A 12,062-nucleotide genomic window follows, 5' to 3' on the forward strand; every position below is an offset into this window, starting at 1 on the left:
TAACGACGGACCCGAAACCTTGCCCAGCCCCCCGAATGGGGGAGGGCCGCCTCAGAGGCCGCGGCGTGCCGGGTGCCCCGCGACTCCGGCGCGGCGCAGCCGCTCCAGGCCGTGCTGCCGCACCTCCCACGCCGCCACGTCCGCCAGCACGGAGGGGTACGGAGTCCAGTCCAGCCGCAGCTCGTTGGTCGCCGCGCTGGCGTCCACCCGCTGCTGCAGCCGCCAGGCGGCCGCTTCCGGCCGCGAAATCGCCTGGGGCAGCTCCGAGTCGTCCCGCGGCGCCATCCCGCGCAAGGCGTCGAGCAGCGGGGTGGCGATCCACTGCTCCGCGGCGATGCGCCAGGCGGCGATGCGCGGCACCGGCGTCGCGCCGATGCCCAAGGCCAGGTCGAGGAACAGGTCGTTCCAGCGCGGGCTGTCCGGTGCCGCCAGGTTGTAGCAGCGCCAGTCGCCGCGCTGCAGCGGCAGTTGCAGCGCGCGGATGATCGCCAGGCAGGCGTCGTCGACCGGCACCAGGTTGCTCCAGCCGTCGCCGTGCGCGCCCAGGTCGCCCAGGCGGCGCTCGCGCAAGGCCGTGGCCAGGCGACGCACGAGCGGCAAGCCATTGCCCCAGAGCGGTCCCGCGCGAAGCACCACCACTTGGCCGCCTGCGGCCGCGCACGCGCGCGCCGCGCCTTCCACCGCGCGCCAGCCGCGCACCTCGGCCTCCGCCGTGCGCGGCCAGGGCGAGGCCTCGTCGACACGACCCCGCAAGGAGCCATAGACGCGCGCGCTGCCCAGGACCACGAGCCGGGGGCGCTTGGCAGCGAGGCAGGCCTGCATCCACTCGACGCGCCGCGCGAGCGCCGCGCGCGGGCTGCCGCTGCAGTCGACCACGGCATCCGCCCCCGCGAAGGCTTCTTCCATGCCCGGGTCGTGCGGCCGCAGCAGCACGGGCCGCGCCCAGCCCGAGTCGCGCAGCAGCGACGCCAGCCGCGCGCCGGCCGGCGTCGCACCGCCGAGCATGACGACGTTCATGCGAACAACTCCAGTGCCGCCGCGCGGCGCGGCTGCAGGCGGCGCGCGAGATGGTCGGCGAGCCGCAGCGACAACGCGACGATCGTCAGCGTCGGGTCCGCCTGCCCGCAGGTGGGGAACACGGCGCTGCCGGCGACGTACAGGTCCTGCACGCCATGCACCCGCCCGTCGGGATCGACCACGCTGGTGTGCGGGTCGCGCCCCATGCGCGCCGTGCCCGCGTGGGTGCCGGTGACCGGCAGCAGCACGTCGCCGAAGTCCTCGTCGACCTCCAGCCGTCCTGCACGGGCGCGCCCCAGCTCGGACGCCAGTTGCAGCAGGCCGCGGTGCACCGACGCGACATCGGCCAGGCAGTGCCGCCAGTCGACGCGCAGCTTGCGCAGGCCGAGCGCGTCGCGATCATCCGCGAGCAGCACCCGGCTTGAGGGCAGCGGCTGCTGCTCGGCCTGGACCCACAGCGCATGGCGGTTCGCGTCCTCGCGCGACACCGGCCAGCGCCGCGCGTGCTGCAGCCGCTCGCGCGCCGCCTGCCACGCGTGCGCCCAGGCGGCGCCGCTGCGCACGTTGCGCAGGTGTTGCGGCAGGGCCGGCGCCGCGGCCGGGTCGAAAAGATGGGTGGCCAGGTGCCGCAGCGATCGCCAGGGATCGCCATGCGACGGGTCGGCGGCGTCGGGCGGCTGCAGCCAGAACGACGCATTCAGCAGTCCTTCGGCCCGCTGTGCCGAAGCGGCGATCGCCATGCGCCGGCGCGTCGGCACGCCGTCCACGGCCAGTTCATGGCCGGCCCGGACCGCCCCCCGCGTGACGAGCCACGCGACCCGCCCGCGCAGCTGGCATTGGTAGTAGCGGCCGACCTGGTCGAAAGCGTTGCCGATGCCCGCCGGCACCACGTCGTCGGGCTGCAGCAGCAGCCGCGCGGTTTCCAGCCCGCCCGCGGCGAGCACCACGGCGCGCGCTTCGACCTGGAAGCGATGGCCACGCAGCGTCGCGCATGGCACGGCTTGCACGCGGCGGCCGTCGGGATGCAGTCGCACGCCCAGTGCATGCGCCCCCGTGAGCACCCGCAGGTCGGAGGCGGCGGCGAGCCGCGCTCGGTAGCGGCGGCCCAGGTCCGTGGGGCACGACAGCTGCTCCAGGCGCTGCGCATCCACCAGGCGATCGTCGAGCCCGTCGAGCAGCGGCCCCGGCACGGTGGTGCCGAAGCGGCCCGTCTCCAGCCACGGGCTCGCGCGCGCGTACCAGGGCTGCAGGCCGTCCCACGAGATCGGCCAGCCGCTGTGCGGCACATGGGCGCGCCGCTCGAGATCGATCGGGTCCAGCGGCATGCAGGTGCCGTCCCAGGCCTGCGTCGTGCCGCCGAGCCCACGGCGGCGTCCGCGGTCCGGTCGCAGGTGCTTGCCGGGTCGCGCGAGATCGCCTGCGTACAGCGCCTGCGCCCCGGCATCGTGCGGACCGGCACCGGCTTCGAGCAGCACGACCGAGAGGCCCTTGCCGGAGAGCGAGAGCGCAAGGGGAATTCCCGCCGCGCCGGCGCCGACCACGCACACGTCCGCCGGCACCGTGGTGCCGCGCGGCACCCGGTCGGCGGACTCGATCATGGCCTCGGGGCCGCGGACAGGCCGAAGTGGCGTTCGTGCACGCGCGCGATCGCGGACGCGAAGCGCGGCAGCGAGAACTCGGCGTCGTACAGCGCGCGGCCCTCGCGCTCGAGGCGCTCGCGCATCGACGGCTCGCCTAGGACCTGCGCCAGCCCGCGCGCGATGCTGGCCGGGTTGCCGGGCTCGACGAACCAGGCGTGGCGGCCGTTCAGCAGCACGTTCGGGATCTCGCCGACCGGCGTGCAGACGACGGCGACGCCGTGCGCAAGCGATTCGAGGATCGCGAGCGGCAGGCCTTCGTCGTGCGAGGGCAGCACCATCACGTCGGCATCGGCCAGCAGCTTGCCCACGAGCTCGGGCCCCGCCCAGCCGAGGAACTCCACGCGGTCCTGCACGCCCAGCTCGGTGGCCATGGTGCGGAACGCCTCCACGTCGCCGCCACCGGCTAGCGACACGCGCAGGCGGCGGTGCGCCAGCGCGGGATGCGTCAGCGCCTGCAGCAGGTCGGGCACGCCCTTGCGTTCGGACAGGTTGCCCAGGAACACGACGTGCGGCACGGCGCGCTCGCCGGTGCGCCGCGGCACGGCGGGGGACGGCACGCCATTGATCACCACTTCGATCCGGTCGGCCGGCACGCGCAGTTCGCCCGCGACGAAATCCGCGGCGGTGCGACCGAGCACGACGCAGCTTTGCGGCAACGAGAACATCCAGCGCACCAGCAGCTTGCCGACGCCGGGCAGGCGCGCGTACGTCTGCGGCAGTTGCGCCGCATGCAGGTGCAGCACCACGGGCACGCCCAGCAGGCGGCACGCGCCCATCAGCACGCCCTTGCGCACCAGGCTCAGGCGCTCGGCGACGTTGACGTGGACGCCGGCGAGCTCCTTGCGCCAGCGGCCGCGGGCGATGGCGCCGATCGCGCGGGCCAGGTACAGCGGCGACAGCAGCGCCCGGCCGGGGCCGCGCGTTTCCAGCATGCGCAGCACGGGCTCGCCCTGCGGCTGCGCGTCCACGAGGTATTGCGCGACCTTCCACATGCCCCCGCCCATCGGCGTGTTGGGGCCGGCCACGTAGATGAAGCGGCGGCGTGCCTGCGCCTGCGGCTGGGCGATCGAGCCCGCCGGCGCATGCATCGCGGCCAGTCCCGGGTGAGTGGCGTCCAGCGAGCCGGCGCCCTCAAGCGGTGTCGTCATTGCGCGATGTTCCTTTCCTTGCGATCGACCTCGTCGGCCTCGATGGGCTCGTGCAGCACCTCGCTGGCGATGCGCCCGGACGGCGCGATGCGCGGCGCCAGCAGGCCGCGCACGAGGCCGGCGCTGTTCACGTTCCACGAGACGACGGAATACAGGGCGCGCGTCCACGAGCGCTTGCGCCACGCCATCGCCAGGAGCGGCGCGGCGGCGAGCAGCGCGAACGAGACGGCACGCTGGGCAATGGGCAGCGGCCACAGCGGCGTCGACAGCAGCACCAGCCACCAGGCGACGACGGCGACGTACAGGCGCAATTCGCGCAGGCCGCGCACGACGAGCTTGAAGTGCGGCTGGCCGAGCGACGCGCGCACCAGCTCGCCGGGCCCGCAGGCGTAGCGGCTGCGCCAGCGGCGCTTCAGCAGCTGGTAGGGCGGCGCGTCGTGGCCGTAGTGGGTCACCGCGTCGAAGGGCAGGCGCCACAGCTTCCAGCCGCGCGCGCGCAGGCGCGTGGCGAGGTCGAACTCCTCGTAGCTGTGCAGGTTGCGGTCGGAGAGCCAGCCGGCCTCCTCGATCGCACGGCGGCGGTAGAGGCCGCCGCCATCGAGCCGGTCGACCTGCCCGGGCAGGCGGTGCGCTTCCAGCTTCAAGCTGCGCTCGCCGCGCTCGCGGTACTCGAGGCTCTCCTGGTTCAGCTCGACGACGCGGCCGCCGACGCCCGCGATTTCCGGATGCTGGGCCAGGAAGGACAGCGCCTGCTCCAGGAAGCCGGGCACCAGCTTCATGTCGCCGTCCAGGATGTAGATGTACTCGCCCAGCGCATGCTGGTAGCCCAGTTGCGGGCCGGCGCCGCAGCTGCGTTGTGCCGGATCGGCCAGGCGCACGACGCGCACGGGATAGCGCGAGGCTTCGCGCACGGTGCCGTCGGTGGAATGCGAGTCGGCCAGCACCACCTCGCCTTCGATGTTGCGCAGCGCGGCCAGGCAGCTCTCGATGGCCGCGGCGACGTTGCGCTCCTCGTTGAGCGCCTTGATGACGATGGAGACGCGGCAGGGCCGCGTGGGGGTGCTCATGCGGAAGGTCCTTCAGGGGAGAACAGCTCGGCGCTGCGCAAGCGCCAGCGCTGCCAGTGGCCCGCGACCTGCGCGGGCATGCACAGCGCCATCAGCGCGGTGAGCAGCCAGCGGCGGCTGCCGCCGATGCGGCGCGCGCGCCAGAGCCAGTGCAGCGCGAGCCGGCGGTTGCGCACATCCAGCGCCTCGCGCGCGAGCGTGACCTGCATCTGGGCGACGAAGCGGATCGCCGAGCGGCGATGCCTGGCCGGGATCTCGCCGGCGAGCGCGCGCCGCTCCATGCGTTCGAGGTAGGCCGGCAGCGCGGCGGGCGCCTGCTTGGTCGACAGGCTGTCGGGCAGCACGCGCACCGCGGCGCAGGGCGCGTTGACGAGCGCCACCGGCGTGAGGTCGGCGACGCGGAACCACAGGTCCAGGTCCTCGCCGATCGAATCGGCGGTCTCGAACGCCGGCTGCAGCGCGCACAGCAGGTCCGTGCGGATCGCGACGCTGCTGGTGCAGAAGGGGGCCGAGCGCATCCAGCGCGTGCGCAGGTCCTCGACCACCTCGACCTCGAAGAAGGTGTCGGCCACCGACCAGGGCGCGTAGGTGCCGTCGAACGCCGGCGGCACGCGCCGGAAACCGGCGCCCAGCATGCCGGCCTCGGGCACGGCGGCGGCGGCCTGCTGCAGCGACGACAGCATCTCCGGGTGGTACCAGTCGTCGGCGTCGAGGAACGCGACCCAGTCGCCGCGCGCCAGGCCGATGCCCAGGTTGCGCGCGAAGGAGACGCCGCGATTGGGCTGGCGGATGAGGCGCACGCGTGGGTCGCCGATCGCATGCACGACCTCCGCGCCGCCGTCGGTGGAACCGTCGTCGATGACGATCACCTCCAGGGGTCGCAGGGTCTGGTCCAGCGCGGACCGAACGGCGGCGGCCACGTAGGGCGCCTTGTTGTACAGCGGGACGACGACCGAGAAGTTCATGCGGCGGTCCGGATGACGGGTTCGTACAGGTCGGCCGCGATGACGTTGCGGCGCCGCTCGGAGGCGGCGGCCGCGACGGTCACGACCAGCAGCATGTGGGTGAAGACGTCGGTGCCGTAGCCGGCCAGCAGCAGCGGCACTTCGCTGACGCACATGAGGGCCAGCGTGAGGAACATGGCGAGCGACAGGCCGCGGGTGGCCTTGGCGTAGCGGAACGACAGCACCATCAGCGTGACGAACCAGGCGACCAGGCCGAAGGTGCCGATGGTGCCGGTGCGCGCGAGCGCGTCGATGAACTGGTTGTGGCCGTGCACGGCGAACGGCATGCCGATCGCGTTGCGGTATTCCGAATCCCAGATCGTCGGGCCGTAGCCGAACACCGGGTTGTTGCTCCACTCCTCCAGCGCCACCGTCCAGATGCGGTCGCGCCCGGTGAGGCTCGCGAGCTGCGCGCCCTGGCCCGTGCCGAAGAAATCAGCGATCACGTCGGGCAGGTCGAACACCAGCACCGCCAGCAGCGCGCCGACGACGGCGACGACGACGCCGAACAGCATCAGCACGCCGAACGAGTTGTGGCGGACGTCGCCCAGGCGCTCGATCGAGTCGGCGGTGTTGCGCACCACCACCATGCAGGCCGCGCTGATCAGGAACGCGAGCCACGCCGTCTTCGATTGCGCGAAGAACAGCACCGTCAGCCCGAGCAGCCAGCACAGCATGGTGAGCCAGCGGCGCTGCAGCGGCCGCGCCCACAGCAGCAGCAGCGCCGTCTGCGCCAGCATGCCCATGCTCACCGGGTGCGCGGCCAGGCCGCCGAAGCGCGGCACGCCGGGCAGCAGGCCCTGCGAATAGGACGCGTCGAGGACCAGGGCCGGGTTCCAGGGCACCAGCACGATGCCGGCCAGCATGAAGACGAACAGCCCGTTGCGCGAGGCGGTGAGGATGCGCTCGCGGTCGTCCGCCATCGTCAGCGTCGCGGCGAAGCCCAGGAGCAGCGAGTAGCCGTATTCGTGCGTGAGCTGCGGATGCGCGCCGAGCAGGCCCGGGGCCAGCACGCCGGTGAACCAGTAGAACAGGAAGGTGCCGGTGAGCACCACCGACGGCAGCGGCCGCGACTGCATGAAGTGCGTCGTGATGCGCTCGAGCGAGGCGGCGATCAGCAGCAGCGACACGCCACGCTGCGTCCAGGCCAGGATCGGGTTGCGCGTGGCCTCGCCGAACGCCTGCGTCTCGCGCTCGAGGTCGAGGAAGGCCTGCGTGAGGTCGCGGCCGGACAGCAGCACGTCGAGGCCGGCCAGCGCCAGCATCGCGGGGAACAGCAGGAACAGGAAGCCGGGGCCGGTGCGCCAGCGGATCATGGTTGTGCCTCCGTCGCCCACTGCACCCGGATGCCGGGCACGAAGCGGGACAGGACCGCGTGGGCCTCGCGGCCGAGCACCTGAGGGCGCAAGGCGACGATGCCCACCGCGGCGAGCAGGGCGACGCAGCCGCCCGCGAACAGCGTGGCCACCGGCTGGTGCGCCCACGCGACGGCCTCGCGGCCGAGCAGCACGGCGCCGGCGCACAGGGTCGCGAGCGCGATGCCGCGGCCGGCCAGGCCGGCCACTTCGTGCAGCCGCAAGCCGACGGCACGCATGCCGGTGGCGAGGATCACGCCGGCGCGCAGGTGCACGACCAGCGCCGACGCCAGCGCCACCGCGCGGATGCCGTCCTGCGCCGCGAACCACCACAGCGGCACGGCCAGCAGCAGCAGCGGCAGTTGCCGGCGCGCTTCGAGATGCTTGCGGCCGGTGTTCCACAGCACCGGCGTCGACAGGTTCAGCGCCGCGAATGCGGGCACGCAGAGGAACAGGACCGCCATCACCCAGCCGGCTTCCTGCCACGCGGGCCCGTACAGCAGGTGCACGAGGTCGCCGGCGAGCAGCGCCATCACGACCGAGGCGGGCAGCACGATCACGAAGAGGCAGGCCAGGATCGTCAGCCAGGCCTGGCCGAGCCGCTTCGGGTCATCCTGCATGCGCGCGCCGGCGGCGAGGAACGTCGGCTGCATCGCGGTGGTCAGCAGCGTGTGCGGGATCGACGCCAGGTTCCAGGCGACGCTGAACAGGCCGACGGCATGCGCGTTGAGCACGCGGCCGATCACGAGCCGGTCGACGTTGGTCAGCAGCCAGTTCACGAGGTTGGTCGTGAACACGGTGCGGCCGGTATCGAAGGTGTCGGACGCCAGGTGGTGGCGCCACAGCGGGCGCACCGGATGGCGGCGCACGAGGAACGTGCCCACCAGCACCACGGCCGCCTGCACGAGGCACGCCGCGCCGAGCGCCTGGAAGCCCCAGCCGGACAGCGCGAGCGGCACGCCGACGCCCAGGTAGCCGGCCGCGTAGCCGGCCAGCTGGATCAGGCCCAGCGCGCGGAAGTTGAGGTCACGCTGCAGCAGGCAGGTCGCGGGTCCCGCCAGCGCCATCAGCAGGCAGGTGGCGGCCATCCACAGCAGCATCGGGGCGACGCGCGCATCGCCGAAGAAGCCGGCCACGAACGGCGCGCAGGCGGCGATGGCGCCGGCGCACGCCAGGCCCATCACGACCTGCCAGGTGAACGCGAAACGCACGTCCTGGTCGTCGACCTGCTTCTGCAGCATGAGGATGTAGCTGAAGCTGTTGCCCGACAGGAAGCCGGCGAAGGTGAGCACCACCATGCCGATGCCGTACACGCCGTAGTTGTCGGGACCGAGCAGGCGCGCGAGCGTGATCTGCGCCAGCAGCTGCAGCAGGAAGCGGCCGGCGGTGGTCGCGGCGCTCCACTTGAACGCGCGCTCGGCCAGCGATCGCAGCGCCGGACCGCTCATTGCTGTCCCATGCCCCAGCGCCGCACGGCGATGCCGGTCATCAGCGCGAGCGCGGCCAGCAGCATCCCGCCGACGCCGCGATCTTCCTCGCCATGGATTTCGGACTTGGTGCCGCCCTTGGCGGCGACGGCCGTGCCGCCGCGTCCCATGGACGGGGCGGGATCGGTGGGCACCAGCAACTGGGCCTGCACGATGGCTTCGGAGCGCGCGGCGGTCGCCGGGGCGGCCGCCGCGGTGGCGGGTGCGGCCGCGAGTGCGGACTGCAGACCGGCGGACAACAGGATCGCTGGAAGGAGTCGGGGCATCGTTGTGAGGTGGCGGCTGGCGATGCGGACCATTCTCAAACAGGGGGGCGCGCGCAGGCGTTACGGCCGCCAGGGGGGCCATGGCCCGAAGGGGCTAGAGGGGATTGCCCGGTGCGCGGCCAGGCCGCGTGCGTCAGGCGTTGCGCCGCGCGGCCGCGCTCGCGCGGGGCTGCACCAGGCCGGTGGACAGCGCCGTGCCCGCGACGATGATCGCGGCGCAGAAGAGCATCCAGCCGGTCACCGCCTCGTCCAGGAACAGCACGCCGTAGAGCACGGCGAACACCGGCACCACGAACGTGACCGCGAGCGCGCGCGACGGTCCCGCTTCCTCGATGAGCCGGAAATACAGGATGTACGCGACGCCGGTGCACAGCACGCCCAGCGCGACCAGGGCGAGCCACGCGCGCAGGCCCGGCAACGCAGCCGGCCAGCTCCACCATGCGAAGGGAGCGAGGGCGACCAGCGCGCCCAGCTGGCTGCCCGCCGCGGTGACGAGCGCCGGCCGGCCGGACAGGTACTTCTTCGCCGCGCTCGCGGCGACGCCATACGACAAGGTGGCGAACAGGCACAGCAGGACGGCCCAGCCGGTCGGCAGCGCTTGCCCGCGCGAGTGGAAGTCGGCCTTGTCGCCGGCGAGCAGCGCGACGCCGGCGAAGCCGATCGCCAGGCCGGCCGCGCGCCACGGAGCCGGACGCTCGCGCAGCCAGCCCCACGCGACGAGCGCGCCGAACAGCGGCACGGTCGCGTTCAGGATGGCGGACAGCCCGGTGGCGATCGAAGTCAGCGCGAACGAGTACAGCGCGAACGGCAGCGCCGAATTGAAGACGCCGATGGCGAAGATGCTCTTCCAGTGGGCGACCAGGTCGCCCGCCCGGCCCTTCCACGCCACGAGCGGCAGCAGGAAGGCCGACGCGATGGCCACGCGCATGAACGCGGTGGCCAGCGGCCCGAACTCGACCACGCCGAGGCGGATGAACAGGAACGAGCCGCCCCAGATCGCGGCGAGCAGCAGGAAGTCGACGACCCACGCGCGCGGGCCGCGCGCACGCCCCGTCAAAGCACGCCTTCCAGCCGCAGCAGCGCCGTCTTGCGCTCCAGCCCGCCCGCGTACCCGGTGAGCGCGCCCGTGCTGCCCAGCACGCGGTGGCAGGGCACGACGATGCTCAGCGGGTTGCGGCCCACGGCGGCGCCCACCGCGCGCACCGCGCGAACCGCATCGATGCGCTGCGCGAGCGCGCCGTACGTGCAGTGCGCGCCATGCGGGATCGCCAGCAGCGCGCGCCACACGCCCTGCTGGAACGCGGTGCCCGCCTGCAAGTCCAGCGGCAGGTCGAACTGCGTGCGTCGGCCCGCGAAGTACTCGTCGAGTTGCCGCATCGCTTGCACGAGCACGGGGTGCGAGGGCTGCAGTGGCCACGCCGCGCTGTCGGGTTGGTGCTTCTGGCCGTCGAACCACAGGCCCGCGAGACCACGCGGCGAGGCCGCGAGCAGGATGTCGCCCAGGGCGCTCGCGTGGCGCGCCGCGACCAGGCTGGAGATGTGTTTCATGCTGTTGCCTTCCGTTGTGTCGGCGTGACGCCACGTGACCACGCGCGGATCACGGCGTAACTGCGCCACGGGGTCCATGCGAGCGAGGCCGCTTGCGCATCGCGCGCCGCGCGCGTCCCGGGCGTGACGCCCAATGCCTTCTGCAGCGCGATGTCGCCGGACGGGAACGCGTCGGGCCAGCGCAGCGCGCGCATCGCGATGTACTGCGCCGTCCAGTCGCCGATGCCGGGCAGGGCGCGCAGCTTGTCCAGCGTCGGCGTGACTTCGGCGCCGGCGTGCAGCCGCAGGTCGCCCGTGGCCACCGCCTTCGCGATGGCGACGATCGCCGCCTGCCGCTGCCGCACGATGCCCAGTTGCCCCAGGTCGTCACCGCTCGCTTGTGCGAGCACGCGTGCATGGGGGAACAGGCGGTGCAGCCCGGGAATCGGCGTCTCCACCGGTTCGCCGAAACGCTCCGCGAGTCGGCGCGCCAGCGTGCGTGCGGCGGCGACCGTGATCTGTTGCCCGAGCACCGCCCGGATCGCGACTTCGTCGCCGGCCGCGGTGCCCGGCACGCGCAGGCCCTCGCAGCAGGGGAAGCTTTCGTGCAGCACGGCGTCGATGGCGACCGGGTCCGCGTCCAGGTCGAGCATGGCCCGCACGCGGCGGATCACCAGCGGCAGCACGGGCCGCAGCGAGTCGCTCACCTGCAGCATGACGTGCGGCGCGTCGGCATCGAATTCAGTCGAGATCCAGCCGCGCAGCGTGGTGCCCGCGGTGTCGATCGCGAGCGTCCGTGCGAGGCGGCGGCCTTCGACGAGCTCGACGCCGTCGATCGCGCGCGCACGGAAGAACCCGAGCATCGCGTCGACGTCGTACGGCGGGCGGTACGCCAGGCGCACCAGCGCGCCGCCGCCGCGCCGACCGCCCTCGCGCCGCACGCCGCTCGGGCTCAGGCCGTAGTGCTGCACGAAGGCCGCGTTGAAGCGGCGCAGGCTCGCGAAGCCGCTCGCGAGGGCCACCTGCGTGATCGGCAAGTCCGTGTCCGCGAGCAACTGTTTCGCCGTGAGCAGCCGCCGCGTCTGCAGGTACTGCAGCGGCGACACGCCCAGGCGCGCCTCGAACAGGCGCCGCAGGTGGCGGCCGCTCACGCCGAGCCGGCGTGCGAGCTGCTCGACCGTGGGCGTCGCGTCGGGCCACGCTTCCGGCTCGTCGAGCAGGCGAGCGGCCTGTTGCGCGAGCAGTTCGGTGGCGTCCTGGATCGACCAGCGCGGTGCGTGGGGCGCCAGCTCCGGCCGGCAGCGCAGGCAGGGGCGGAAGCCGGCGCGCTCGGCCTGCGCGGCGCTGGGGAAGAAGCGGCAGTTCTCGCGCTTGGGCGTGCGCACGCGGCACACCGGGCGGCAGTAGATGCCGGTGGACGTCACGCCGGTGAAGAAGAAGCCGTCGAAGCGCGCGTCGCGTGCCTTCAGCGCCAGGTAGCAGGCGTCGGGCTGGAGCGCTTCGGTGTCGGATCGCATGCCCCGGATCATAGAGAACGCGACCATGGAGACT

General features: G+C 73.3%; 11 protein-coding genes. All 11 read right to left on the bottom strand.

Annotated features, from left to right (window positions below; translation table 11 throughout):
* Positions 1-51 precede the first annotated feature (51 nt).
* Positions 52-1,017 (bottom strand): NAD-dependent epimerase/dehydratase family protein, encoded by a 966-nt coding sequence (locus I8E28_RS06640; RefSeq protein ID WP_200787206.1) that lies wholly within the window; start codon positions 1,015-1,017, stop codon positions 52-54.
* On the bottom strand, positions 1,014-2,615 hold the full coding sequence (locus tag I8E28_RS06645; RefSeq protein WP_200787207.1) for an FAD-dependent oxidoreductase: 1,602 nt from the start codon (positions 2,613-2,615) through the stop codon (positions 1,014-1,016). The genes I8E28_RS06640 and I8E28_RS06645 overlap by 4 nt, the downstream gene beginning before the upstream one ends.
* On the bottom strand, positions 2,612-3,805 hold the full coding sequence (locus I8E28_RS06650) for a glycosyltransferase family 4 protein (protein ID WP_239027193.1): 1,194 nt from the start codon (positions 3,803-3,805) through the stop codon (positions 2,612-2,614). Before I8E28_RS06650 ends, I8E28_RS06645 begins: the two co-directional genes overlap by 4 nt.
* Entirely contained in the window at positions 3,802-4,872 is a 1,071-nt protein-coding gene (locus I8E28_RS06655) for a glycosyltransferase family 2 protein (RefSeq protein ID WP_200787208.1), read from the bottom strand. The genes I8E28_RS06650 and I8E28_RS06655 overlap by 4 nt, the downstream gene beginning before the upstream one ends.
* Positions 4,869-5,837 carry a glycosyltransferase family 2 protein gene (locus I8E28_RS06660; protein WP_200787209.1) on the bottom strand — a complete coding sequence of 323 codons (969 nt, stop codon included), beginning with the start codon at positions 5,835-5,837 and terminating at the stop codon, positions 4,869-4,871. Before I8E28_RS06660 ends, I8E28_RS06655 begins: the two co-directional genes overlap by 4 nt.
* Entirely contained in the window at positions 5,834-7,192 is a 1,359-nt protein-coding gene (locus I8E28_RS06665) for an O-antigen ligase family protein (RefSeq protein ID WP_200787210.1), read from the bottom strand. Before I8E28_RS06665 ends, I8E28_RS06660 begins: the two co-directional genes overlap by 4 nt.
* Positions 7,189-8,679, bottom strand: a complete 1,491-nt coding sequence (locus I8E28_RS06670; protein WP_200787211.1) for a lipopolysaccharide biosynthesis protein — start codon at positions 8,677-8,679, stop codon at positions 7,189-7,191. The genes I8E28_RS06665 and I8E28_RS06670 overlap by 4 nt, the downstream gene beginning before the upstream one ends.
* Positions 8,676-8,957: a hypothetical protein gene (locus I8E28_RS06675; protein ID WP_200787212.1), complete on the bottom strand. Its 282-nt coding sequence runs from the start codon at positions 8,955-8,957 to the stop codon at positions 8,676-8,678. The genes I8E28_RS06670 and I8E28_RS06675 overlap by 4 nt, the downstream gene beginning before the upstream one ends.
* A gap of 160 nt (positions 8,958-9,117) precedes the next feature.
* Positions 9,118-10,041: a DMT family transporter gene (locus I8E28_RS06680; protein WP_200787213.1), complete on the bottom strand. Its 924-nt coding sequence runs from the start codon at positions 10,039-10,041 to the stop codon at positions 9,118-9,120.
* Positions 10,038-10,532: a methylated-DNA--[protein]-cysteine S-methyltransferase gene (locus I8E28_RS06685; protein WP_200787214.1), complete on the bottom strand. Its 495-nt coding sequence runs from the start codon at positions 10,530-10,532 to the stop codon at positions 10,038-10,040. The genes I8E28_RS06680 and I8E28_RS06685 overlap by 4 nt, the downstream gene beginning before the upstream one ends.
* Complete coding sequence (locus I8E28_RS06690) at positions 10,529-12,028, bottom strand: DNA-3-methyladenine glycosylase 2 family protein (RefSeq protein ID WP_239027194.1); 1,500 nt, start codon at positions 12,026-12,028, stop codon at positions 10,529-10,531. Before I8E28_RS06690 ends, I8E28_RS06685 begins: the two co-directional genes overlap by 4 nt.
* Between the last annotated feature and the right edge of the window lie 34 nt (positions 12,029-12,062).

The organism is Ramlibacter algicola, assembly GCF_016641735.1.
In the GTDB taxonomy this organism is placed as follows: Bacteria; Pseudomonadota; Gammaproteobacteria; order Burkholderiales; family Burkholderiaceae_C; genus Ramlibacter; species Ramlibacter algicola.